Annotated in this window: 22 protein-coding genes; 11 read left to right on the top strand and 11 right to left on the bottom strand. The window is 64.8% G+C overall.

The features are described 5' to 3' along the window. Positions 1-105 precede the first annotated feature (105 nt). Positions 106-543, top strand: a complete 438-nt coding sequence (locus ACMV8A_RS03150) for an RDD family protein (RefSeq protein ID WP_495324275.1) — start codon at positions 106-108, stop codon at positions 541-543. 76 nt (positions 544-619) lie between these two features. Here ACMV8A_RS03150 and can read toward each other — a convergent pair whose 3' ends face one another. Beyond that, on the bottom strand, positions 620-1,252 hold the full coding sequence (can, locus tag ACMV8A_RS03145; RefSeq protein ID WP_495324274.1) for a carbonate dehydratase: 633 nt from the start codon (positions 1,250-1,252) through the stop codon (positions 620-622). 135 nt (positions 1,253-1,387) lie between these two features. On the opposite strand from can, the gene ACMV8A_RS03140 reads away from it, so the two are divergent. Further along, a complete protein-coding gene (locus tag ACMV8A_RS03140) occupies positions 1,388-2,755 on the top strand; it encodes a surface lipoprotein assembly modifier (RefSeq protein ID WP_495324273.1) in 1,368 nt (455 codons plus the stop codon). 11 nt (positions 2,756-2,766) lie between these two features. Beyond that, positions 2,767-3,882, top strand: a complete 1,116-nt coding sequence (locus ACMV8A_RS03135; RefSeq protein WP_495324272.1) for a FecR family protein — start codon at positions 2,767-2,769, stop codon at positions 3,880-3,882. Positions 3,883-3,888: 6 nt separating this feature from the next. Here ACMV8A_RS03135 and lptG read toward each other — a convergent pair whose 3' ends face one another. Continuing rightward, positions 3,889-4,953, bottom strand: a complete 1,065-nt coding sequence (gene lptG / locus ACMV8A_RS03130; RefSeq protein ID WP_495324271.1) for an LPS export ABC transporter permease LptG — start codon at positions 4,951-4,953, stop codon at positions 3,889-3,891. Then, positions 4,950-6,035: an LPS export ABC transporter permease LptF gene (gene lptF / locus ACMV8A_RS03125; RefSeq protein ID WP_495324270.1), complete on the bottom strand. Its 1,086-nt coding sequence runs from the start codon at positions 6,033-6,035 to the stop codon at positions 4,950-4,952. The genes lptG and lptF overlap by 4 nt, the downstream gene beginning before the upstream one ends. 102 nt (positions 6,036-6,137) lie before the next feature. On the opposite strand from lptF, the gene ACMV8A_RS03120 reads away from it, so the two are divergent. From ACMV8A_RS03120 to glgP, 6 genes are all read left to right on the top strand, one after another. Next, positions 6,138-7,640: a leucyl aminopeptidase gene (locus tag ACMV8A_RS03120; RefSeq protein WP_495324269.1), complete on the top strand. Its 1,503-nt coding sequence runs from the start codon at positions 6,138-6,140 to the stop codon at positions 7,638-7,640. Between the two features lie 49 nt (positions 7,641-7,689). Then, on the top strand, positions 7,690-8,130 hold the full coding sequence (locus tag ACMV8A_RS03115; RefSeq protein ID WP_495324268.1) for a DNA polymerase III subunit chi: 441 nt from the start codon (positions 7,690-7,692) through the stop codon (positions 8,128-8,130). Positions 8,131-8,134: 4 nt separating this feature from the next. Further along, a complete protein-coding gene (locus ACMV8A_RS03110) occupies positions 8,135-8,458 on the top strand; it encodes a hypothetical protein (protein WP_495324267.1) in 324 nt (107 codons plus the stop codon). A gap of 163 nt (positions 8,459-8,621) precedes the next feature. Then, positions 8,622-11,399, top strand: coding sequence for a valine--tRNA ligase (locus ACMV8A_RS03105; RefSeq protein WP_495324266.1), 2,778 nt, complete (start codon positions 8,622-8,624; stop codon positions 11,397-11,399). 148 nt (positions 11,400-11,547) lie between these two features. Beyond that, a complete protein-coding gene (locus tag ACMV8A_RS03100; protein WP_495324265.1) occupies positions 11,548-11,961 on the top strand; it encodes a bacteriohemerythrin in 414 nt (137 codons plus the stop codon). Between the two features lie 105 nt (positions 11,962-12,066). Then, positions 12,067-14,625: an alpha-glucan family phosphorylase gene (glgP, locus tag ACMV8A_RS03095; protein WP_495324264.1), complete on the top strand. Its 2,559-nt coding sequence runs from the start codon at positions 12,067-12,069 to the stop codon at positions 14,623-14,625. 68 nt (positions 14,626-14,693) lie between these two features. On the opposite strand, the gene ACMV8A_RS03090 is transcribed toward glgP, so the two are convergent. The 4 genes from ACMV8A_RS03090 to ACMV8A_RS03075 all read right to left on the bottom strand — a co-directional run bounded on the left by ACMV8A_RS03090 (position 14,694) and on the right by ACMV8A_RS03075 (position 18,357). After that, complete coding sequence (locus ACMV8A_RS03090; RefSeq protein WP_495324263.1) at positions 14,694-15,278, bottom strand: YecA/YgfB family protein; 585 nt, start codon at positions 15,276-15,278, stop codon at positions 14,694-14,696. Positions 15,279-15,325: 47 nt separating this feature from the next. Beyond that, positions 15,326-17,629 (bottom strand): Tex family protein, encoded by a 2,304-nt coding sequence (locus ACMV8A_RS03085; protein WP_495324262.1) that lies wholly within the window; start codon positions 17,627-17,629, stop codon positions 15,326-15,328. 111 nt (positions 17,630-17,740) lie between these two features. Then, the gene (locus tag ACMV8A_RS03080) at positions 17,741-18,223 is read right to left on the bottom strand and encodes a VIT1/CCC1 transporter family protein (protein WP_495324261.1); all 483 of its coding nucleotides are present in this window, start codon (positions 18,221-18,223) and stop codon (positions 17,741-17,743) included. Between the two features lie 2 nt (positions 18,224-18,225). Further along, entirely contained in the window at positions 18,226-18,357 is a 132-nt protein-coding gene (locus ACMV8A_RS03075; protein ID WP_495324260.1) for a hypothetical protein, read from the bottom strand. A 196-nt stretch (positions 18,358-18,553) separates the two neighbouring features. Between ACMV8A_RS03075 and ACMV8A_RS03070 the strand changes: the two genes are divergently transcribed. Further along, complete coding sequence (locus ACMV8A_RS03070; protein ID WP_495324259.1) at positions 18,554-19,201, top strand: OmpA family protein; 648 nt, start codon at positions 18,554-18,556, stop codon at positions 19,199-19,201. Positions 19,202-19,261: 60 nt separating this feature from the next. Beyond that, positions 19,262-20,290 (top strand): polysaccharide deacetylase family protein, encoded by a 1,029-nt coding sequence (locus tag ACMV8A_RS03065; RefSeq protein ID WP_495324258.1) that lies wholly within the window; start codon positions 19,262-19,264, stop codon positions 20,288-20,290. Here the strand turns inward: ACMV8A_RS03065 and ACMV8A_RS03060 are convergent. The 4 genes from ACMV8A_RS03060 to ACMV8A_RS03045 are packed head-to-tail and all read right to left on the bottom strand — an operon-like array spanning position 20,287 to position 23,499. After that, positions 20,287-21,210 (bottom strand): glucosaminidase domain-containing protein, encoded by a 924-nt coding sequence (locus ACMV8A_RS03060; protein WP_495324257.1) that lies wholly within the window; start codon positions 21,208-21,210, stop codon positions 20,287-20,289. The genes ACMV8A_RS03065 and ACMV8A_RS03060 overlap by 4 nt on opposite strands. Then, entirely contained in the window at positions 21,210-21,842 is a 633-nt protein-coding gene (locus ACMV8A_RS03055) for a YchE family NAAT transporter (RefSeq protein ID WP_495324256.1), read from the bottom strand. The genes ACMV8A_RS03060 and ACMV8A_RS03055 overlap by 1 nt, the downstream gene beginning before the upstream one ends. Before the next feature lie 38 nt (positions 21,843-21,880). Beyond that, positions 21,881-22,672 carry an inositol monophosphatase family protein gene (locus tag ACMV8A_RS03050; protein ID WP_495324255.1) on the bottom strand — a complete coding sequence of 264 codons (792 nt, stop codon included), beginning with the start codon at positions 22,670-22,672 and terminating at the stop codon, positions 21,881-21,883. Further along, positions 22,672-23,499 carry a hypothetical protein gene (locus ACMV8A_RS03045; protein WP_495324254.1) on the bottom strand — a complete coding sequence of 276 codons (828 nt, stop codon included), beginning with the start codon at positions 23,497-23,499 and terminating at the stop codon, positions 22,672-22,674. The genes ACMV8A_RS03050 and ACMV8A_RS03045 overlap by 1 nt, the downstream gene beginning before the upstream one ends. Positions 23,500-23,501: the final 2 nt, after the last annotated feature.

Here is a 23,501-nt window from a genome sequence, read left to right as displayed (position 1 = left end):
GGGTTCAGGGAGGCGCCAATGATACTGGAAACCGGCCCCCGGTTTCGAGTTGCGGGGAAAATACGGTAAGGTGGCGCCCCAACCCTGGCCCCGAGTCATCGCACCTTGAGCACCGCATACACCCCCAGCCACCTACTGCGCCGCCTGGCCGCCGCCCTGTACGACACCGTGCTGCTGCTCGGCGTGGAGTTGCTGGCCTTCATACCCTATACCCTGCTGCGCCGCGGCGCCGGCGACGGCAGCTTCGACCCGCTGGCCCTGTTCTGGCTGCTGGCAGTGGCCTTCCTGTTCTTCGGCTGGTTCTGGACCCACGGCGGCCAGACCCTGGGCATGCGCACCTGGCGCATCCGCGTGCAGACCCGCGACGGCCGTGCCATCAGCTGGCCCCAGGCCCTGCTGCGCTTCCTCACCGCCCTCGTCTCCTGGGCCGCCCTCGGCCTCGGCTTCTGGTGGTCGCTGTGGGACAGGGACCGGATGACCTGGCACGACCGCTGGTCGGAGAGCCTCCTCGTCAGGGTGGATACAGAAAAAAACAAAGGGTAGGAGCCCACGCCGTGGGCGATTCATCGCTTGTCATCGTTCCCACGCGGAGCGTGGGAACGATCATCCCCCCTCGCCCTTATTCCTCTATCCGATACACCGGCGCCAGTTGATCCGCGCCGGTGACCCGTACGCCGAGGTCGCGCAGGATGCCGTCGTTGATGCTGTAGATGCAGCCGTGCACCGACAGTTCCTGCCCGTTGTGCCAGGCGCGCTGCACGATGGTGGTCTGGCACACGTTGGCCACCTGCTGTACCACGTTCAGTTCACACAGGCGATCGATGCGCTCCTCCTCGTCGAGGCGCTCCAGCCGGGTGCGGTTCCTGTCGTAGATATCGCGCACATTGTGCAGCCAGTTGTCGATCAACCCCAGCTCACGGTTTTGCAGTGCAGCGCGCACGCCGCCGCAACCGTAATGGCCGGTGACGATGATGTGCTTCACCTGCAGGATTTCGATGGCGTACTGCAGCACCGACATGCAGTTGAAATCGGTGTGATAGACCAGGTTACTCACGTTGCGGTGCACGAACAGTTCGCCCGGCGCCAAGCCGACGATGTCGTTGGCGGGCACGCGGCTGTCGGAGCAGCCAATCCACAGATATTGCGGGCTCTGTTGCTGAGACAGGCGGGTGAAGAATTCGGAATCCTGAGCGATATGCTGGGCGGCCCAGGCGCGGTTGTTCTGGAACAGGTCGGCAAGATCGTCGGCCATGATGCGCGTCCGGTTGGATAAGGACGGGCATTCTAACCCAGACCGGTGGTAAGGAAAAAACGCCGCCACGCCACTGACTTCCCGCGGCGAGGTGTTAGTATTTGGGAAGCAGTTCACAAAAACAGGGAGAGCACCATGAAACGCGCACGGCGCCCGCACCGTACGGGCACAAGGAGAGGTGGGACAGCCACGCTGCAGGCCTTGGCCTGCACGGCCCTGCTGTTCTCGGTCACGGCGCAGGCCGACGCCACGCTGGACGAGGCGCGCCGGCTGCTGGACGGCAAGGCGGCGGAACGGGCCTATCAGTTGCTGGCCCCGCTGGAAGACAGCCGTGCCGGCGATCCCGAATACGACTATCTGCTCGGCGTGGCGGCGCTCAATGCGGGCCGTCCCAAGCTGGCGGTCTTTGCCTTCGAGCGCGTCCTCAGCGTGCAGCCGGGACACACCCAGGCCCGCGCCGAACTGGCCAAGGCCTACTTTCTGATGGGCGAAAACCAGGCGGCCCATCACGAATTCAATCAGGTGCTGCGCCAGGACCCGCCGGCAGCGGTGCGCGACAGCATCGCCCGCTACCTCAACGTGCTGGAGCAGCGCTTCGACACCCAGCGCGATCAGTTCAGCGGTTATGTGGAGGTCAGCGCCGGCTACGACTCCAACGTCAACAGCGCCACCAGCGACAACCAGGTGGCCATACCGGCGCTGGGCAATCTGGTATTCACCCTCGCCCCCAGCGGACTGGAGCAGTCGGACACCTTCAGCACCCTGCGCGGCGGCGTCAACTACCGGCGCGAGGTGCGCCACGACCTGCAGGCCTTCGCCGGCGGCAATCTGGATCTGCGCCACAACTTCGCCAAGACCCGCTTCGACACCAATATCGTCGACCTCCACGCCGGCCTGCGCCTGCAACGCCACAAGAACCGCTACACCGGCGCCATACAGGGACAGGGCTACTGGCTGGACGGCGAGCATTATCGCAACCTGCTCGGCCTCAACCTGCAGTGGGAGCACACCTTCGATGCCCGCAACCAGGGTTCGTTGTTCGTGCAATACGCCACCTTGCGCTATCCGGACCAGAAGATCCGCGACGCCAATCAGAGCATCGTCGGCGCGGCCTGGGTACATGCCCTGGCACAGACCACGGCGCCGGTGGTGTTCTACAGCAGCGTGTTCGGCGGCATGGACGACGAACAGGCCGCCGGCTACGCGCACTTCGGCCGCGACTTCCTCGGCCTGCGTCTGGGCATCAACTACGCCCTCAACCAGAAGACCGCGCTGAACCTGCTGGGCAGCTACCAGCAGGTGCGCCACGGCGGCAAGGACCCGATCTTCCTGAAGACGCGCGAGGACACGCTGTATGACCTCAGCGCCACGGTGACTTACCGGATGGACCCGGCCTGGTCGCTGCGCGGCCAGCTGCGCCACATCAAGAACGACTCGAACATCCCGATCACCGATTACCAGCGCAACCAGTTCATGCTGTCGGCGCGCTACGACTTCCGCTAAGGAGAGCCATCATGAAATCGCGCATACTCCGTATCGTCCCGCTCTGCGCCATCCTGTGCCTGCTCGCCGGCACCAGCGCCTGGGCCGCCGCCGGCAAGACCATCTTCGCCAGCGGCGAGGCACAGGCGCAGGACCCGCAGAACGTCAGCCGCGCCCTGCGCCGTGGCGACGCCGTCAACAGCGGCGACACCCTGATCACCGGCGCGGGAAAATTGCAGGTGCGCTTCAGCGACGGCGGCCTGGTATCGCTGCAGGAACACACCCGCTTCGTGGTGGACGATTACAACTTCGAGGAAAGCGGCGACAAGGCCTCCTTCAGCCTGCTCAAGGGCGGCCTACGCGCCGTCACCGGCACCATCGGCGTGCGCTCCAAGGAGACCTACAGCGTCACCACCCCGGTGGCCACCATCGGCATCCGCGGCACCGGCTTCACCCTGCGCTATTGCGCCGGCGACTGCCCGCCGGTGAACGGCAAGCCGCAGCCGGATGGCCTCTACGTCAGCACCCAGGACGGCACCATCTACATCGCCAATCCCGCCGGCATCATCGATCTCGCCGTCGGCCAGTCGGCCTTCGTTGCCAGCCGGCAGACGCCGCCGGAACTCATCGACACGCCGCCGCTGCTGCTGCCGCCGGCAGATGAGACCAGCCGCGAGCCGACCTTCCTGGCGGGTGAACAGAATCCGTCGGAAGATGGCATTCCTGGCACGCTGTTCACGCCGCGCAGCGTGTTCGATAACCTCGCCGCACAGGATCTCGTGGGGATATACAGCGGGGTGGGCGGCTCGGCAACCGACCAGTTTGGCAACCAGGGGCAGATTACCAGCGCAAGTCTATATGTGTATTTTGGCAGCGCCACCTTGGCTGGTGGTGCCGACATTATCTTCCCTGACAACCAAACATCAGACGCCAGTTTCAGCTTCAGCGGCAGTTTCATTTCCGGCACCACCCTGTTCACCGGCACCGGTGACGGCAGCACCACCCAGGCAGATTGGCTCAGCATTTCCGGCGGCCTGCTCGGCGCCAATGCCGAAGGCGCACTCATGAACTTCGCCTACGACAACGGCGACAACTCCGTGAGCAGCGGCACCATCGCCTTCGAACAAACAGGTCTCACACTCCCATGAGGTATTTCACTGCACACGCCGCATCAATCCCCACCACAGCCCATACACCACCAGGGTGGGGATGACGGCGCTGGCGATCGGCGACAGGTCGTAGACCAGGGCGATGCGGCCGAACACGCCGTTGAACAGATAGAAGCCGATGCCGAGCAGACCGCCGACGGTGATGCGCAGACCGATGCCGACGCTGCGCAGCGAGCCGAAGATGAAGGGCACGGCGAGCAGCATCATGCCGCCGGTAGCCAGCGGGGCGATGATGCGGGTCCACAGCGCCAGCTCGTAGACGCTGGCATCCAGATTGTTGGCGCGGGTGTAACCCACGTAGCCGGTCAGTTCCCAGATGGCCAGTTTGTCCGGCGGCAGCGCCGCCACGTTGATCACCTCCGGCGTCAGCGTGGTTTTCCAGCCTTGCTCAGCCACCTGAGCGGTTTCAACCCCGGCGGCGCCGATCAGGCTGCGCGCCGCCTGGCGCAACACCCAACCGCCCGCCTCGTACACCGCCTCCTTGGCGCGCACCATTTCATGCAGGCGCTGCTGCTCGTCGAACACATACAACGACACGTCATGGGCCAGGCCGCCGGGCAGCAGGCGACGGATATTGATGTAGGTGTTGCCGTCGCGCGCCCACAATCCTTCCTTCACGTTGAGGCTCACATTCTGGCTCATGGCCTGGCCGCGCAGCACGCGTGCCTGCTGCTCCAGTTGCGGCGCCGCCAGCTCGCCGATCAGCGCCACCGCCAGCATCAGCAACAGCGCCATCTTCATCACCGCCAGCATGATGCGCCGCACCGACACGCCGGCGGCGCGAATCACCGTCAGCTCGTTGCTGCTGGCCAGGGTACCGAGACCCAGCATGCCGCCCAGCAGGGCCACCATGGGAAACAGCTCATAGGCCTGGCGCGGCAGCAGCAGCAAACCGTATTGCAGCGCCGCCAGGGTGGTGTAGCGGCCCTGGCCGACGTAGTCCAGCTCGTCCACCAGGGTGCTGAAGAAATACATGGACAGCAGCACCAGCATCACCACCAGGGTGTGACTGAGCACGGTACGGCCGATGTAACGGTCGAGGATCTTCATGTTGCCGCCTGGCGCCGCGGCCCCGGCAGACGCTGCTGCCGCCACAGGATCAGCAGCAGCAGGGCGATGACCAGGGCGTGCACCCACCACAGCCCCAGCCACGGACTCACCTCGCCCTTGCCTACGGAGGACTTGGCCATGGACAGCAGGTTGTTGTAGACGATGTACACCAGAATGCCGACGAACAGACGGCCGTAGCGCCCCTCACGCGGCGAACTGCGAGAAAGCGGCACCGCCAGCAGGGCGAGCAGAATAGTGGTCAGCGGCACGGCGATGCGCCATTGCAGTTCGGCCAGTTCGCCGGGACTGCCGTTGCGCCACAGGTCCAGACTGGAGACCGCATGACGCGGCCGATCGCGCGCCACCACCTCACGCTCCACCAGGCGGATGCCATGTTCGCGGAACTCGATGACGCGGAAATCCGGCGCCCCGGGCAGACCTTCATACCGATAGCCGTCGTTGAACACCAGATAGCGCTCGCCGTCCGCCTCCACCCGCTGGAATGCCCGCGCCGCCGTCAGCAATTGCTGCCGTCCCTCCACCTCGCCCTGGGCGAAAACCTTGCCCAGTTCGCGGCGGTCGCTGCTGATGCTCTCCACATAGACCTGCATGCCACCGTTGCCGCCGGCCTGGTTGAAGCGCCCGGCCGCCAGCCCCTCGATCTCCGAGCGGGCACCGGCCTCGTCCAGCAGGCGGTAGCTGCGTTCCTCGGCCCAGGGGGCGAAATACAGCGCCAGAAAGGCCAGCAACGCCGCCACCACCACGGCCAGGGCGCCGACGCTGCGGTAGATGCGCTCCGGGCCGATGCCGCAGGCGTACAGCACGGTCATTTCGCTGTCGCGGTAGAAGCGCCCCAGGGCGAGCAGGATGGCGAGGAAAAAGGCCAGCGGCAGGATAAAGACCAGGTTGCCCACCCCCTTGAGGGCGAACAGTTGCAGCACCACGGCGGCCGGGTAGGTGCCCGCCACCGCCTCGGACAGGATGCGCACGAAGGTGCCGCTGAGAAAGATCAGCGACAGCAGCAGCGCCACCCCGGCAAAGGTAGCGACGATCTCGCGCAGCAGGTAGCGTTGGATAATCAAGAAATTGGCGTTCTGTTCTGGTTGTCGCGGACGGACAAGTTTACGCTATAGCCATAGCCGGCAACACCGGCATTCGGGCCAACATTCATTCAGGAGTCTTTCATGGAGTTTTCCGTCAAGCACGGTTCGGTCGAACAGCAGCGCAGCGCCTGCATCGTGGTGGGCGTGCACGAAAAGCACAAACTGAGCCCCGCCGCCACGGCGCTGGATGCCGCCTGTGGCGGCGCCATCACCCGGGTGCTCAAGGGCGGCGACATCAAGGGCAAGGTGGGCGACACCCTGCTGCTGCACCATGCCGGCGACCAGGCCGAGCGCCTCCTGCTGGTGGGCTGCGGCAAGGCCGGCGAGGCGCTGTCCGCCGCCGATTATCGCAAGCTGCTCGGCGCCGCCCTGGGCGCGCTCAAGGGCACCGGCGCCAAGGACGCCCTGCTCGCCCTCGCCGAGCTGGAGGTGAAGGAACGCGACCTGGCCTGGAAGGCGCGTCAGACCGTGGAGCTGGCCGGCGGCGTGATCTACCAGTTCGACCAGTTGAAGAGCAAGAAGGAAGACAAGGAGCCGCCGCACATCAAGAAGGTCGCCCTGCTGGTGGCCGATGCCGCCGCAGAGAAGGTGGCCAAAGAGGCGGTGCGCCAGGGCCAGGCCATCCAGGCCGGCATGAAACTGGCGAAGGACCTGGCCAACCTGCCCGGCAACCTCTGCACCCCGCGCTACCTGGCCGAACAGGCCGAAGGTCTGGCCAAGGGCGACAAGAGGCTCAAGGCCACCATCCTCGATGAAAATGAAATGGAGAAGCTGGGCATGGGCGCCCTGCTCTCGGTGGCCAAGGGCAGCCGCCAGCCGCCGCGCCTGATCGTGCTGGAATACCAGGGCGGCAAGAAAAAGGACAAACCCGTCGTCCTGGTGGGCAAGGGCCTCACCTTCGACGCCGGCGGCATCTCGCTCAAACCGGCGGCGGCCATGGACGAGATGAAGTACGACATGTGCGGCGGCGCCTCGGTGCTGGGCGTGATGCAGGCGGTGGCCGAGCTGGCGCTGCCGCTCAACGTGGTGGGTGTGGTGCCGTCCTCGGAAAACCTGCCCGATGGCGCCGCCAACAAACCCGGCGACATCGTCACCTCCATGTCGGGCCAGACCATCGAGATCCTCAACACCGACGCCGAAGGCCGCCTGATCCTGTGCGACGCCCTCACCTACATCAAGAAATACGACCCGGCGGTGGTCATCGACATCGCCACCCTCACCGGCGCCTGCGTGGTGGCCCTGGGTTCCCAGGCCTCCGGCCTGCTCGGCAATAACCAGGAACTGGTGGACGCCCTGCTCGCCGCCGGCCAGGCCAGCGGCGACCGCGCCTGGCAGCTGCCGCTGTGGCCGGAATACGACGAACAGCTCAAGAGCCCCTTCGCCGACATGGCCAACATCGGCGGCAAGGAGGCCGGCACCATCACCGCCGCCTGCTTCCTCGCCCGCTATACCAAGGACTACACCTGGGCCCACCTGGACATCGCCGGCACCGCCTGGAAGAGCGGCAACGGCAAGGGGGCGACCGGGCGGCCGGTGCCACTGCTGATGCAATATTTGCTGGACAAGGCCGCGAACGGTAAGTGACAAAAGTGGTTTACTTGTAACCCGCGACCCGCAACGTGTAACTGCCCCTATGACCCGCATCGACTTCTACATCCTCGAAGGTGAGCAGCCGGCCGACGGCCGGCTGGTGGCCTGTCGCGTGGCGGAAAAGGCCTACTTGGCCGGCCACCGGGTCTATATCCATGCCAGCGACGCCCGCGAGGCGGAGCGGATGGATGAATTGTTGTGGACCTTCCGCCAGGGCAGCTTCGTGCCCCATCAGCGCATCGACGGCGGCACACCGACCGATGCGCTCACCCCGATCCACATCGGTTGGGGCAGCGAACCGGCAGTGCACGACGAGGTGCTGATCAACCTGGCCGCCGAGGTGCCGCTGTTCTTCAGCCGTTTCCAGCGCGTGGCCGAGATCGTCCCGGCTGAGGAACAGGCCAAACAACAGGGCCGCGCCCGCTACAAGTTCTACCGCGATCGCGGCTATCCCTTGGAAACACACACCCTCGCTCAGGGATGAGACGATGACCGACCACGCCAAGAAATCCGCTGCCGAAATCCTCGCCGAACTGAACCGGGTGCGCGCCCTGCTGGCCACCCGGGCCAGCGCCAAGGCGGAGGAAGACATCCCCCTGCTGGACGAGGTGGTCGCCACGGGGGCGGAGCCCAAGGCGGCTGCCCCGGCAGCGTCCACCGCGCCGCAAGCCATGACGCCCCCGCCCCTCCCTTCCGAGGATGAGCTGCATGCCCTCCTCGACCAGATCATCGACCGCGAAATGCCCCGCATCCGCCTGGAGCTGAAGCGCGTCCTGCGCGACGAGCTGCGCATGCGCAACCTGCTGAAATAGCCCCCATCGGGTATAATCCCGCCCCACTTTTCAACTCCCGAGCAACCACGGAGGGCACGGAGGGCATGAAGGCATCGACGGGTTACGGCGTGGCCGCCGCCCGCATCGAGCAACAAACCCTCTCCGTGTGCTCCGTGGTTTGCTTCTGACTTAGAAGAACGACATGGACAAGAGCTACGAACCCCATTCCATCGAGCAGCGCTGGTACCAAACCTGGGAGCAGAACGGCTGGTTCGCTCCAATGAGCGACAGCGGTGCCAACAGCGATGCCTACTGCATCATGATCCCGCCGCCCAACGTCACCGGCTCGCTGCACATGGGGCATGCCTTCCAGGACACCATCATGGATGCCCTGATCCGCTACAACCGCATGCACGGCAAGAACACCCTGTGGCAGCCGGGCACCGACCATGCCGGCATCGCCACCCAGATGGTGGTGGAGCGCCGCCTGCTGGCCCAGGGCAAGACCCGCCATGACCTCGGCCGCGAGAATTTCCTCGACGAGGTGTGGAAGTGGAAGGCCGAATCCGGCGGCACCATCACCCGCCAGCTGCGGCGCATGGGCGCCTCGCCGGACTGGTCGAAAGAGCGCTTCACCATGGACGAGGGCCTCAACGACGCGGTGAAAGAAGTCTTCGTGCGCCTGTACGAAGAAGGACTGATTTACCGCGGCAAGCGCCTGGTCAACTGGGACCCGGTGCTGCACACCGCCGTGTCCGACCTGGAAGTGATCAGCGAGGAGGAGAACGGCTACCTGTGGCACCTGCGCTACCCCCTGTCCGACGGCAGCGGCCACCTGGTCGTCGCCACCACCCGTCCCGAGACCATGCTGGGCGACAGCGCCGTGGCAGTGAATCCCGAGGACGAGCGCTACCGGCACCTCATCGGCAAGACCATCACCTTGCCGCTGGTGGGCCGCGCAATCCCCATCATCGCCGACGACTACGTCGACCGCGAGTTCGGCACTGGCTGCGTCAAGATCACCCCGGCGCATGACTTCAACGACTACGCCGTCGGTCAGCGTCACAACCTGCCGCAGATCAACGTCTTCACCATCGACGCCAAGATCAACGCCAACGCGCCGGAACAATACCGCGGTCTGGATCGCTACGAGGCGCGTGATCAGATCGTGCGTGACCTGAAGGAACTGGACCTGATCGAGAAGATCGAGGACCACAAGCTGATGGTGCCGCGCGGCGACCGCTCGCACAGCGTCATCGAGCCGCTGCTCACCGACCAGTGGTACGTCAAGGTGGCGCCACTCGCCGCCGAGGCGATCAAGGTGGTGGAAGACGGCCGCATCCGCTTCGTGCCCGACAACTGGAAGAACACCTACTTCGACTGGATGCACAAGATCGAGGACTGGTGCATCTCCCGCCAGATCTGGTGGGGCCACCGCATCCCCGCCTGGTATGACGAACAGGGCAAGGTGTATGTAGGCCGCTCGGAAGCCGAGGTGCGCGACACACACAAGCTGGGCTTCGAGGTGAAGCTGCAGCAGGACGAGGACGTGCTCGACACCTGGTTCTCCTCCGCCCTGTGGCCATTCTCGACGCTGGGCTGGCCGCGGCAAACGGATGCCCTCAAGACCTTCTACCCGACTTCGGTGCTGGTCACCGGCTTCGATATCATCTTCTTCTGGGTCGCCCGCATGATCATGATGGGCCTGAAGTTCATGGGCGACGTGCCGTTCCGCGAGGTGTACATCCATGGCCTGGTGCGCGACGCCCACGGCCAGAAGATGTCCAAGTCCAAGGGCAACGTACTCGACCCCATCGACCTCATCGACGGCATCGATCTGGAGACCCTGGTGCAGAAGCGCACCACCGGCCTGATGCAGCCGGAGATGGCCAAGAAGATCGAAAAACAGACCCGCGCCGAGTTCCCCGACGGCATCAAGCCCTACGGCACCGATGCACTGCGCTTCACCTTCGCCGCGCTCGCCTCCACCGGCCGCGACATCAACTTCGATACCGGCCGCATCGAGGGCTACCGCAACTTCTGCAACAAGCTGTGGAACGCCGCGCGCTACGTGTTGATGAATACCGAAGACAAGGATTGCGGCCAGACCGGCGGTGCCTGCGAGCTGTCGCTGGCCGACCGCTGGATCCTGTCGCGCCTTTCCCGCACCGTCAGCACCATCAACGAAGCCGTCAACGGCTACCGCTTCGACCTCGCCGCCCAGGCCATCTACGACTTCACCTGGAACGAGTACTGCGACTGGTATCTGGAACTGTCCAAGCCGGTGCTGACCAGCGGCGATGCGACCGAGGCGCAGGAGCGCGGCACCCGCCAGACCCTGGTGCGCGTGCTGGAAACTCTGCTGCGCCTGGCCCATCCCATCATGCCCTACATCACCGAAGAGATCTGGCAGCGCGTGGCGCCGCTGGCCGGCGTCCAAGGCGACACCATCATGCGCCAGCCCTACCCGCAGGCCGCCGATTTCGCGCCTGACGCCGCTGCCGAGGGCGAGATGCAGTGGGTGATGGACTTCATCGTCGGCGTGCGCAAGATCCGTTCCGGCATGAACATCGCCCCGAGCAAGGCCCTGCCGGTACTGCTGCAGAACGGTTCCGCCGAGGACAAGCAACGCCTGGAGCGCAATGGCCTGTTCCTGCAACGCCTGGCGCGCACCGAATCCATCACCTGGCTCAATGCCGGTGATGCCGCCCCCGAATCGGCCACTTCGCTGGTGGGTGAGATGCAGCTGCTGGTGCCCATGGCCGGCCTCATCGACAAGGAAGCGGAACTGGCGCGTCTGAGCAAGGAGATGGGCAAGCTGGAAAAGGACATCGAGCGCATGCAGGGCAAACTGTCCAACGAAAGCTTTACCGCCAAGGCCCCGGCCGAACTGGTGGAGAAAGAGCGCGCCCGCCTGGCCGAAGTACAGACCGCCCTGGCCCAGCTCAGCGAACAGCAGGCGCGTATCGCCCGCCTGTAGCCCCTGAGCAGGGGCCGTAAGCGGCCCCTGCGATTTGCCAGAAAAGCCGATTTGCGGCACGATTGAACGCAGAATCGTACCCTTGTGCGGCACTTTTCCAGTCCATTTCGGTCAACACTTCCAGTTCACCGGCAGGCATGGAGGAGACATGGCGGTTTTGATCGAGTGGCAGTCCCACCTCAATCTCGGCATCGCACCCATCGACTATCAGCACCGCGAGCTGGTAGACCTGCTCAACCTGCTGGCAAATACGCTGCATACCGACACGGTCAACGCCACCCCCGCTGAACTGCTGCAACGCATTCACCGCCACGCCCGCTCTCACTTTCTCTATGAAGAGAAACTGATGCTGTCCATCGGTTTCCGCGACCACATCAGCCACCAGCGCGAACATACCATGCTGCTAGCCGAATTGAAGTCGCTGGTCAACGATGTCAGTCAGGGCAAAATGCCGGTGAACAGTGATCTGATGCACTCGCTGCGTGACTGGCTCGTTGCCCACATCGTCACCAGTGATCGCGAATTTGCCGCCCGCTATCTCGAAGAAGTCGGTGAGCCGTGATGCACAAGATGGGTTGTATTCTTCCTGTAACTTGCGCCTTGTAACCTGCGGCCGGATCTACGCCTATACTCTCCAGTTATTCGACTCTGACCGCAGGAAGCACCCATGCCCGGCACCCGCTATTCACTGGAAGTCCAGCCGCGCATTCCCCCGCGCCTGACGCGTTTGCAGGAGCTGGCCAACGATCTGTTCTACAGCTGGGACCGGCAGGTGCGCGGTCTGTTCCGCCGCCTGGACATATCGCTGTGGGAACAGTGCGGCCACAATCCCAAGGTGTTCCTGCGCCAGGTGGCGCAGGATGCGCTGGAACGGGCGGCGCAGGATCGCATCTACATGCAGGACTACAACCGCGTCATCTCGTCCTATGACGTCTACCTGCAGGAAGAGGCACGTGGCGATGTCCTGCTGCATCTGGACCCGCAACGCGACCTGGTGGCCTACTTCTGCGCCGAGTTCGGCCTGCACGAGAGCTTTCCCATCTATTCCGGTGGCCTCGGCATCCTCGCCGGCGACCACTGCAAGGCGGCCAGCGACCTGGGCCTGCCCTTCGTCGCCGTCGGCCTGCTCTATCGCCAGGGTTACTTCAACCAGACCATCGACGGCGGCGGCTACCAGATCGCCCACTACCATCCGGTGGATTTCCGCGATCTGCCGGTACGCCCGGCCCTGGACGCCAGCGGCAATGAAGTGCATGTCTTCATCGAGCTGCCGCACCGCCGCGTCGAGCTGAAGGTGTGGGAGGCGCGCGCCGGCCACATCCGTCTCTATCTGCTCGACTCCGATTTGCCCGGCAATCAGGAAAACGATCGCTCCATCACCTACCAGCTGTACGGCGGCGACATTCATACGCGCCTGCAGCAGGAGATCGCCCTCGGTATCGGTGGCGTGCGCGCCCTGCGCGCCCTCGGCATCCAGCCCACCGTCTGGCACATCAACGAGGATCACACCGCGTTCCAGATCCTCGAGCGTATCCGTGAACAGGTGGGCAACGGGCTGGACTTCGACAGCGCCCTGGAGCTGGTGGCCGCCGCCACCGTATTCACCACCCATACACCGGTTCCCGCCGGTCATGACATCTTTCCCCACCACATGATGCGCGAATATTTCGGCCGCTACATGCAGGAGTTTGGCGTCGACGAGGAGCGCATCCTGGCCCTCGGCGCCTCGCCCGCCACCCCCAACAGCTTCAACCAGACCGCCCTCGGCCTGCGCGGTTCGCGCTTCCACAACGGTGTGAGCCGTATCCACGGCGATGTCGCCTCGCAGATGGAGGCCTACATCTGGCCGCAGATCCCGGCCGAGGAAAATCCCATCGGCTACGTCACCAACGGCGTGCACGTGCCTACCTTCCTGGCCCGTGAGTGGGTCAATCATCTCGACATGCAATACGGCGGCGGCTGGCGCAATGAGTTGCTCAATGCCGGCTACTGGGAACAACTCGAAGACATCCCCGATCACACCTTCTGGAGCCTGCGGCAGACACTGAAGGCGCAGATCCTGGATGAGGCGCGCCGCCGTACCCTGCGCATGCACCGGCGCAACGGCGTGAGCGAATCACAGCTGGAACGGCTGGTGCGCCATCTGCAACCCACCGAAACCGACATTCTCACCATCGGCTTTGCGCGCCGCTTCGCCACCTACAAGCGCGCCACCCTGCTGTTCTCCAATCCGGAGCGGCTGGCGCGGCTGGTGAATGATCCGAGGCGGCCGGTACTGTTCATGTTTGCCGGCAAGGCGCATCCGCACGATCAGCCCGGCCAGCAGCTGATCAAGATCATTCACGACTATGCGCGGCGGCCGGAATTCGAAGGCAAGATCATTCTGCTGGAGGATTACGACATGGCGCTGGGGCGCAAACTGGTCACCGGCGTCGATGTCTGGCTCAACAATCCTGAGTTCCCCATGGAGGCCAGCGGTACCTCGGGGCAAAAGGCGGGCATCAACGGCGTGATCAACCTCAGCGTCACCGACGGCTGGTGGGGCGAGGGTTATAACGGCGATAACGGCTGGGCCATCACCCCGCACGGCCCGCAATACGATGCAGCCTTCCGCAACAGCGAAGAGGCCAACGAACTGCTCGACCTGCTGGAGCACCACGTCATTCCGCTGTATTACCAGCGCAACGGTCACGGCTACCCGGAGGGGTGGGTCAAGAAATCGAAGATGTCGATGAAATCACTGCTGCCGCGCTTCAACGCCCAGCGCATGGTGATGGATTACATCCGCGACTATTACGGCCCGGCGCAACGCCAGCAGCAACGCCTGGCGCAGGAGGACGGCGCCCCGGCACGCGAGCTGGCGGCATGGAAAAAACGCATCCGTACCGCCTGGCACAAAATCAGCATCAAACGCACCGACGACCTGCAAAAACAGGTCATGGCCGGGGAGACCGTGCCCATCGAAGTAAGCATGACTATCGACGAGCTGCAACCGGAAGACCTGATCGTGGAATGCCTGGTCGGCACGGAAACCGAAAGCGGCGAGTTCATCACCCAGGCCAGCCACACCCTCGGCTATCAGGGACACAACGCCCAAGGCGATGCACTGTTCCGCATCGACCTGCGCCCCAAGCTCTCCGGCATGCAGTACTACAAGCTGCGCGCCTATCCCTACCACCCGCTGTTGAGCCACCCCTTCGAGATGGGCTTCATGGTCTGGGTCTGATGCAGGAGCGGCATCGCCGCGACCAGCGTGCAGGCGAGACGGTTATGCCGGTCACGGCATGATGGTCTCTACACCGTTCTCGAACGGTAGATATCCTGCACCGCTGGCGGAATGGCATTGATGAACTCCTCGCGCAACGACTGATCGCTGCCGAGCTGCGCCAGCATCGGGTCTTCGGCCGATTCCGGCAACTGATACACGGCGAAGGCAATGATCGGCGCCAGCCACATGTACTGTGCGTCAGACTCGAACAGGCGATCCCAGTGGTCGCTGCGCAGCTGGGTGGCGCGCATGAAACCGGAACACCAGCCCTCCGGCTCCACCACTTCGTTGTCGTCCTCGTCCAGCCCCACGTACCACATGGGTTCGAAGATGTCGCTGCCGCGCAGCTCGTCCTCTATGGAGCGGCGCAGGGCGAAGATCAGTTCCACGATATCCCGTTCCTCGCAGTCATCGGCGAAGCCGGGATTCACGCCACCCCACACCTCGGCCAGCCACTCTGCGGCAGGCACCTCAGCGGGTGTGCAGACCAGCGCAGTGAGAAAACCGTCCAGCTCGTCCAGCACCATGCACTCCTGCGGGCGTTGTTCGGCGCTGAGAAACTCTTCCAGCCGCACCAGCCCGGCCTCGTCCAATTGTGCTGCGTTGTTCATGCGGTTATTCCGTTTGAGAGAAAAATACACCCGTACTGCAAAACATATCAGCGCTTCAGCTTGGCAAAGGCCTCGGCCATGGCACCGCCCGGTGCCGGCGCCTCGCGTCGTTCCTGGCGTGGCTTGCCACCCTTGGCGGGACGTTCCTTGGGCATGGCGGATGATACATGGTCGCGCTGGTCGTCGCTGAGGCGCATGGTGAGCGCGACGCGGCGGCGCTTCACGTCCACCTCCAGCACCTTCACCTTCACCACGTCACCGGCCTTGACCACCTCGCGCGGATCCTTGACGAACTTGTCGGCCAGGGCGGAGATGTGTACCAGGCCATCCTGGTGCACGCCGATATCGACGAAGGCGCCGAAGTTGGTGACGTTGGTGACCACGCCCTCCAGGATCATGCCCAGCGCCAGATCCTTCATATCCTCCACACCCTCGCGGAAGCTGGCGGTCTTGAACTCGGGGCGCGGGTCACGGCCGGGTTTTTCCAGTTCCTTGAGGATGTCACGCACCGTCGGCTCGCCGAAGCGCTCGTCGACGAAATCGTTCGCGGCAAGGCGGCCGAGCAGACCAGTGTTGCCGATCACCTCACGCATCGCCTTGCCGGTGGTGGACAGAATCTTCTCCACCACCGGATAGGCCTCGGGATGTACCGCAGAGGCATCGAGCGGATTGTCGCCGTTCATCACGCGCAGGAAGCCGGCGCACTGTTCGAAGGTCTTCTCGCCCAGGCGCGGCACCTTGAGCAGGGCCTGACGATTGGGGAAGGCGCCGTGCTCGTCGCGGTAGGCGACGAGGTTCGCCGCCAGCGTGGGATTGAGGCCGGCGACGCGGGTGAGCAGCGCGCTGGAGGCGGTGTTGACGTCGACACCAACGGCATTGACGCAATCCTCCACCACCGCATCGAGCATGCGCGCCAGGCGCGTCTGCGACACGTCGTGCTGGTATTGACCCACACCAATCGACTTGGGATCGATCTTCACCAGCTCGGCCAGCGGGTCCTGCAGGCGGCGCGCAATGGACACCGCGCCGCGCAGTGACACGTCCACATCGGGGAATTCCTTGGCCGCGTATTCTGACGCGGAATACACCGAGGCGCCCGCCTCGCTCACCATCACCTTGGTAAGACGCAACTCGGGATGACGCTTGATGAGGTCGGCCGCCAGCTTGTCGGTCTCGCGCGAGGCGGTGCCGTTGCCGATGCTGATCAGTTCGACGCCGTGCTTCTTCGCCAGCGCGGCCAGCACGGCGACGGACTGCTCCCACTGCCGCTTCGGCTCGTGCGGATAGATGGTCGCCGTATCCACCAGCTTGCCGGTGTTGTCCACCACCGCCACCTTGACGCCGGTGCGCAGGCCGGGGTCGAGGCCGAGGGTGGCACGTGGCCCGGCCGGCGCCGCCAGCAGCAGGTCGTGCAGATTCTGCGCGAACACCTTGATCGCCTCCTCCTCCGCCGCCTCGCGCAGGCGCGTCTTCAGGTCGGTGTCGAGGTGGGTGAAGATCTTCACGCGCCAGGCCCAGCGCACCGTCTCCTTGAGCCAGGCATCGGCGGGGCGGCCCTGTTCGCTCACCCCTGTGTGGGCGGCGATCATGCGCTCGGCGCTGCCGAGCTGACCGGCCGGCAGCGCCTCGTCATCGGGCAACACCAACGACAGATTGAGCACCCCTTCCTTGCGGCCGCGGAACAGCGCCAAGGCGCGGTGCGAGGGCACGCCCTTGAGCGGCTCGCGGTGGTCGAAATAGTCGGAGAACTTGGCGCCCTCCTCCTCCTTGCCCTCCACCACCTTGGACACCATGTGGCCCTGCTCCCACAGGTATTCGCGCAGACGACCCACCAGCTCGGCGTCCTCGGCGAAGTCCTCCATCAGGATCTGGCGTGCGCCGTCCAGCGCGGCGGCCACATCGGCCACGCCCTTGTCGGCATCGATGAAGCGCGTCGCTTCTTCTTCAGGCTTGAGTGCCGGGTCGGCCAACAGGGTCTTGGCCAGCGGTTCCAGCCCGGCCTCGCGGGCAATCTGCGCCTTGGTGCGGCGCTTCTGCATGTAGGGCCGATAGAGGTCTTCCAGGCGGGTCTTGGTGTCCGCCGCCAGGATTGCCGCCTTTAGTTCCGGCGTCAGCTTGCCCTGCTCCTCGATGCTCTTCAGCACCGTGACGCGGCGCTCGTCCAGCTCGCGCAGATAGGTCAGCCGCTCCTCCAGGGTGCGCAGCTGGGTGTCGTCCAGGCCCCCGGTGGCCTCCTTGCGGTAGCGGGCGATGAAGGGCACGGTGGAACCCTCGTCGAGCAGGGCAATGGCGGCCTCCACCTGGGCAAGCTTGACGGCAAGTTCGTTGGCAATGCGTTGTGCAATGGTCATGGGTAAACAATGCGCAGCAGAAAACGGAAGGGGCGGCATTGTAGCAAAGCCCGCCGCGGCTGGCGGACAAAACAGCAAATGCCATAGCCGGCAATAGGTTAGGAACGTGCCTCAACCAAAGGTCAGCGCCACCCAGTCACCGATGAAATGGGTGGTGACGATCACCACCACGGCGATGAGCAGATGTTCACCGATCACGCGCCAGGCCGGCTCGCCGCGGTTGCGCGCCAGATGCCAGGACAGCAGGGCGATCAGCGCCAGTCCCCAGGCGATGGCCGCCAGCATCGCCGTGCCCAGTTCGAGCAACAGCAGGGGAACCACGAAGGTCAGGGCGATGAGGGCCTTGGAGAACAAGGTGGCGAAGGTCGCCTCCCACACCGCCAGCGCGCTGCGCCCGGTGGTGGATTCCTCGGCGATGTGGATACCCAGGGCATCGGAAAAGGCATCGGCCACGGCGATGGTGATTACTCCGCCGATCACCGCCAGGGTCGAGCCGGTGCCGGAATGCAGCCCCACCATCAGGCCCAGGGTGGTGATTACGCCGGAGGTCAGGCCGAAGCTGAGACCGGTGCGCCAGGATTGCTTGATGTCCATCTTCAGTTCACCTTCAGTTCAGTCCAGGCGGCGCTTTTCACACGCAGCGCCAAATGCGGCAGTAATGCCGCCGCCGCGATGACGAAAAACATCAACGCATTGATCGCCAGCACGCTGCTGCACCCGTCGTACATGCTGCACACCGCCTTGTGCACAGCAACCGCTCATCTCACTCCCTCACCGCCAGGCTTGCACAACATACAGTACCCCACGGCCGCCGCAGCGGAACACACCAAGCCCTGGGGCATCCACCCGCCGCATCTTTCTTGCAAAATCGAAAACAGAGCCCAGTATATAAGTTCACTCCACTCAGCAAGAAAGGGACTTGTCATGCAATCACGCCGTCTACTCAAGCTCACCCTCGCCACCTGCGGCCTGACCGCCGCCGGCCTGGCCTTCGCGGTACAACCCTATTGGCACGATCAGGAGGGCCGGGTGGTCCGCGACGGCTCCGGCGGCTGCGTGCAGACCCAGGACTGGAAGCCGGAACTGGCCACCGTGGAATGCGGCGCGAAGGCCGCAACAGCAGCCCCCACTCCAGCTCCCGTGGCACACCCCACCCCTGCACCGGCGCCAGTGGCAACGCCTGCACCGGCGCCGGTGGCAGCACCCGCACCGGCAGCAGAACAACCGGTGACGCTGCGCGGTGACACCTCCTTCGCCCTGGGCAGCGATGAGCTGAGCCCGGCGGCGCGCACGGAACTGGATGCCCTGGCCAAACGTATCCTGGCCCTGGAGTCGGTGGACTCCATCGAGGTCGCCGGCCACACCGACAATCGCGGCGCCGCCGCCTTCAACCAGGCACTGTCCGAGCGCCGCGCCCAGTCGGTCAAACGCTATCTGGTGGAACAGGGCGTCAATGCCGCCAAGATCACCACCACCGGCTATGGCATGTCCCGCCCGGTGGCGGATAACGATACCGCCGCGGGACGCGCCGCCAATCGCCGCGTGGATATCACCATCCACGGTGCGCGCTAGCCGTCGCGGCAGTACAATGAATGCGGCCCCGTTGGGGCCGTTTTCATTCTGGAGACGACGATGGCTGCACTGCACTTCCTGCTGCTGATCCTGTTACTGGGCACCACGGCGACCGCCGCCGCGGCCAATCATGCGGTGGCCTTCATGTACCACCGCTTCGGTGAGGACCGCTATCCGTCCACCAGCATCCGCCTGGAGCAGTTCGATGCCCAGCTCGACTATCTGGCGCAGAACGGTTTCCAGGTCTGGCCGCTGGAGCGCGTGATCGACCATATCCTGCGCGCAGAGCCGCTGCCCGACCGCACCGTCGCCATCACCGTGGATGACGCCTACCTGTCGGTCTACGAACACGCCTGGCCGCGCCTCAGGGCACGCGGTTGGCCGTTCACGGTATTCGTCAACACCGACCCGGTGGATCGCAAGCTGGGTGGCTTCATGAGCTGGGAGCAGATGCGCGCCATGCAGCAGGACGGCGTGCGCTTCGCCAATCACACTGCCAGCCACGACTCCATGGCCGAGCGGCGCCCCGGCGAGGATGACGTGGCGTGGGAGCAACGCGTGCGGGCCGACATCGAGCGGGCGCAGCAACGGCTGCGCGAGGAATTGGGCGACCGTATCGAGCAGGAACCGCGCCTGTTTGCCTATCCCTATGGCGAATACGACACCCGCGCCGCGGAACTGGTGCGCGCCCTGGGCTACATCGGCTTCGGCCAGCACTCCGGCGCCATCGGCCCACTGTCCGATCGCCGCGCCCTGCCGCGCTATCCCATGGCGGAAAACTTCGCCGCCATCGAACCGTTCGCGCGCAAGGCAAGCAGCCTGCCGCTGCCCGTGGTAAAGGCCGAGCCGTGGGAGCCGCACACCGGTCCCAACAATCCGCCGCGACTCACGCTGACGCTGCAGCAGCCGCTGCGCATCGCCTGCTACAACGCCGCCGGGCAAGCACTGCCGACGAACTGGCTGGACGATACGCGCCTGCAGGTGCAGGCACAGGAACCACTGCGTGCCGGACGCAGCCGCTACAACTGCACCGCCCCCGCCGGCGGCGGCCGCTGGTACTGGTACAGCCACCCCTGGCTGGTGGACTAGGACTCTTCCGGCAGCAAGGCCAGGGGCAGGGGGCCAAGCTGCCCCAGGCCATTGCTGCTGATCATGGCACGGATCTCCGCCACATACTCTTCGCCGCGTTCGGAATAGCGCAACAAACCCTCGGCGAGGCTCTCGGCATCGAACTCTATGCCGGCACCACGCATGGCCGCACGGGCACGACGCATATCCACATAGGCATGGCCGATGTTGAGGTTGAACAGGTAGACGCGTACCGAGCTGCGCAGATCGGGAAATACGCGCACAAAGTGTTTGGCGCCTTCCATGCGCTGCGCGGGGACTATGCCGAGATCCTTTTTGTAGGTCCACAGGCCGAACAGATTGTTCGCCTCGCGCGCGAAGCGCGAGGTGCCCCAGGCGCTTTCATTGGCGGCCTGCGCCAGCACCAGTGCGGCCGGTACCTCATCGACACGGCGCAGCAATATCTCGCGTACCACCGGGTCGTTCAGATCGCCCGCCACGCGGTACAGGTCCGCCAGCTTCTCTATCTGATTCCAGTTGCGCGTACCCGGCCGCAGCGAACCCAGGGCGAAGCGTTCTTCAATGAAACGGCGCTGGGCACGGATGCGCGAGTTTTCCGCCTCCACCAGCGGCAGCAGACTGCGGAAGAACAGTGCCTTCTTGCGCGCCACCTCGAGCTGACCGATATCCGGCGGGAAACGATCGATGGCCAGGCGCGGCAGCGGCGCTTGGGGCGGCCAGGTGTAACCATGGCCGTCAAACACCGTCTCCAGTTGCGCCGCGGTGACAACCTCCAGCGCTTGCAGCGGTGTCTCTGCCGGCACCCCTGCCACATAGGGACGCACCAGCCACCAGGCCAATGCGGCGGCAACGAATACCGGGAAACAGGCCGTCAGCAACAGCAGTTTGAAACGCAGCAGCAGTCGCAGCAGGGATAGCATCAGGCCAGTCCGGGCAGTAACTGGCGCAGGCCGTTGGCCATGAACTCCACGGCGATGGCGGCGAGGATCAGGCCCATGATGCGCGTCAGCACGTTGATGCCGGTACGACCCAGACGTTGCGACAACAGCGGCGCGGCACGGAACACGATCCAGACGATGAGCGCCATCAGTAGGATCTCCGCCGCCAGCACGCTGTAGTGCATCGGCGCCGGCGAACGGTGGGCATAGACGATGATGGTACTGATGGCGCCGGGGCCGGCCAGCAGCGGAATGGCCAACGGCACCACCGCCACCGACTCCTTCTCCGCCGCGTCCTGCGCCTCCTCGTCGGTCTGCTTGGCCGGACTCAGCTTGGCGTGCATCATCGACACGGCGATGAGCAGGATCAGGATGCCACCGCCAACACGGAACGAGGCGATGGTGATGCCGAAGAAACTGAGGATCGCCTCGCCGGTAAACAGCGCCGCCAACAGCACGGCCCCTACCGCCAGCGCCGACAGCAAGGCGGTGCGATGGCGCCGCGCCGGGCTCAATCCCTCGGTCAGGCCGATGAACACCGGGATCGCGCCCACGGGATTGACGATGGCCAGCAGACCGGCAAAGAACTTGGCGTATTCAGCCCATTCCTGCATGTCGACTCCTAACGAGGATAATAGCTAGACCACAAGGGTCAGTCCGCCGCGATCCATGCGCGCCACGGCCCGAACAACGCCGGGTCCAGGGTGGCGACCACCGAACGCGGCTGCAGACTCACGTGCAGCACCGGCTCGCCCTGCAGGGTTTCGGCACAGCCGCCGGCCTCGCTCAGGATCAGGCTGCCGGCAGCATAATCCCACAGGTTCTGCCGACCGTGCAGATAGAGATGGCCGCGGCCGGCGGCGAGCATGCACCAATCCAGCGCCGAAGAGCCGAAATTGCGTTGCGAGGCAAACGGGGTGGCGCACACCAGGCGGGTGGCCAGCGCCGGCGTCAGGCGCTTGAAGTCGACCATGGCCACGCAGCGCGACAATGGCAGTCCGGTCGCACGGGCGCACAGCGGCGTATCATTGAGCCACGCCCCCTGACCGCGTGCGGCGGTGTAGCACTCGTCGCGCACCGGGTCGTAGACCAGCCCAAGCTGTACCTCGCCGCGGCGGACGTAGGCCAGGGCCACGGCGAAATAGGGGATGCCGGCGGCAAAATTGCTGGTGCCATCCAGCGGGTCGAGACACCACAGCCCCTCCGCCGACTCGTTCAACAACGCCTGCTGTACGGCCGGTTCCATTTCCTCGCCCAACAAGGGGATGCGGGGCCAGCGCGCGGCCAGCGCGGCGGCAATGGCCTGCTGGCAGGCCAGGTCCGCCTCGGTCACGATGCTGCCGTCGGTCTTCAGAGTGGCGGCGACGCGGGTGAAGCGCGGCAGCAGTTCCTGCCGCGCCAGGGGCAGCACCACCTCGCGCAACTGCTCCAGCGTGGGTGACATCAGCGGCGCAGGTATTCGAAAGTAGTACTGGGCCGGCCGATATAGCAGGCGTGGGTAAACTGATGCTTGCGGATCACGGTCAGTGCCGCGCGGGCCTCCGCCTCGCGGTCGCCCAGGTCGAACAGACGCAGGTCATTGTCGACGATGAGCCAGCGGCCCTGCCGCTGTACCAGCGCCGCGGTGCTGGGATGGAAACGCACACAGTCTTCCTCATACCACTGCCCGATGGGCGGACGTCCGCCGGTGAGCAGGAAGCGGAAGGCCGGCGGTTCACCGATGAAGCAGGACTGGTTCATGCCGTACTGCTGGATGATCTTCAGCGCAGCATAGGCATCGGTCTCGCGGGTGCCGAAATCAAACAGCCACCAGTCGTCCTGCGCAATCTGGAACTTGCCATCGACCTGGCGTACGGAGATTTTATCGGGATCGAAGTCGAGGCACTTCTCTTCCAGTGGCGCTACCGGCGGGACGAAGCCGGCGCGGGTGATGCGGGTGGCGGTGAAACCGCCGGTGACGCGGGTGACTTCCAGGACATTGCCCCCCTCGCGAACAGCCAGATGCAGTTCACCACGCGCCGAGGTGGTGCCCTTGGGCACGTCGATCCAACTGCCGAGGATCATCTGGCCGCGCACGCGGCCATTGAAGATGGAGGTGCGGCGCGGTTCCTGCGGTCCGCCTTCGTTGAACCAGTAGATTTCGTCGCCGGTGTGGCGCACATAGTAGGTGGCGCCGTCATCGCCGAACCACCTGCCGTTGAAATCCGTCGCGGCCACCGCAGGCAGCACGCCAGTCAACAACAGCACCAACCCTGCGAGTATACGTTTCATCT

The sequence above is a fragment of the Sulfurivermis sp. genome (assembly GCF_059410345.1).
The sequence above is the reverse complement of the archived record's forward strand: the minus strand, read 5'-3'. Positions and strand labels throughout refer to the sequence as shown.

What these genes read in the sequence shown, in the direction of transcription:
- ACMV8A_RS03090 (WP_495324263.1), bottom strand. Translation starts at nt 15,278, where the DNA reads ATGAACAACGCAGCACAATTGGACGAGGCCGGGCTGGTGCGGCTGGAA.
- ACMV8A_RS03055 (WP_495324256.1), bottom strand. Translation starts at nt 21,842, where the DNA reads ATGCAGGAATGGGCTGAATACGCCAAGTTCTTTGCCGGTCTGCTGGCC.
- ACMV8A_RS03070 (WP_495324259.1), top strand. Translation starts at nt 18,554, where the DNA reads ATGCAATCACGCCGTCTACTCAAGCTCACCCTCGCCACCTGCGGCCTG.
- lptG (WP_495324271.1), bottom strand. Translation starts at nt 4,953, where the DNA reads ATGAAGATCCTCGACCGTTACATCGGCCGTACCGTGCTCAGTCACACC.
- ACMV8A_RS03065 (WP_495324258.1), top strand. Translation starts at nt 19,262, where the DNA reads ATGGCTGCACTGCACTTCCTGCTGCTGATCCTGTTACTGGGCACCACG.
- ACMV8A_RS03135 (WP_495324272.1), top strand. Translation starts at nt 2,767, where the DNA reads ATGAAATCGCGCATACTCCGTATCGTCCCGCTCTGCGCCATCCTGTGC.
- ACMV8A_RS03050 (WP_495324255.1), bottom strand. Translation starts at nt 22,672, where the DNA reads ATGTCACCCACGCTGGAGCAGTTGCGCGAGGTGGTGCTGCCCCTGGCG.
- can (WP_495324274.1), bottom strand. Translation starts at nt 1,252, where the DNA reads ATGGCCGACGATCTTGCCGACCTGTTCCAGAACAACCGCGCCTGGGCC.
- ACMV8A_RS03075 (WP_495324260.1), bottom strand. Translation starts at nt 18,357, where the DNA reads ATGTACGACGGGTGCAGCAGCGTGCTGGCGATCAATGCGTTGATGTTT.
- glgP (WP_495324264.1), top strand. Translation starts at nt 12,067, where the DNA reads ATGCCCGGCACCCGCTATTCACTGGAAGTCCAGCCGCGCATTCCCCCG.
- ACMV8A_RS03140 (WP_495324273.1), top strand. Translation starts at nt 1,388, where the DNA reads ATGAAACGCGCACGGCGCCCGCACCGTACGGGCACAAGGAGAGGTGGG.
- ACMV8A_RS03100 (WP_495324265.1), top strand. Translation starts at nt 11,548, where the DNA reads ATGGCGGTTTTGATCGAGTGGCAGTCCCACCTCAATCTCGGCATCGCA.
- ACMV8A_RS03115 (WP_495324268.1), top strand. Translation starts at nt 7,690, where the DNA reads ATGACCCGCATCGACTTCTACATCCTCGAAGGTGAGCAGCCGGCCGAC.
- ACMV8A_RS03045 (WP_495324254.1), bottom strand. Translation starts at nt 23,499, where the DNA reads ATGAAACGTATACTCGCAGGGTTGGTGCTGTTGTTGACTGGCGTGCTG.
- ACMV8A_RS03105 (WP_495324266.1), top strand. Translation starts at nt 8,622, where the DNA reads ATGGACAAGAGCTACGAACCCCATTCCATCGAGCAGCGCTGGTACCAA.
- ACMV8A_RS03110 (WP_495324267.1), top strand. Translation starts at nt 8,135, where the DNA reads ATGACCGACCACGCCAAGAAATCCGCTGCCGAAATCCTCGCCGAACTG.
- ACMV8A_RS03120 (WP_495324269.1), top strand. Translation starts at nt 6,138, where the DNA reads ATGGAGTTTTCCGTCAAGCACGGTTCGGTCGAACAGCAGCGCAGCGCC.
- ACMV8A_RS03060 (WP_495324257.1), bottom strand. Translation starts at nt 21,210, where the DNA reads ATGCTATCCCTGCTGCGACTGCTGCTGCGTTTCAAACTGCTGTTGCTG.
- ACMV8A_RS03085 (WP_495324262.1), bottom strand. Translation starts at nt 17,629, where the DNA reads ATGACCATTGCACAACGCATTGCCAACGAACTTGCCGTCAAGCTTGCC.
- ACMV8A_RS03080 (WP_495324261.1), bottom strand. Translation starts at nt 18,223, where the DNA reads ATGGACATCAAGCAATCCTGGCGCACCGGTCTCAGCTTCGGCCTGACC.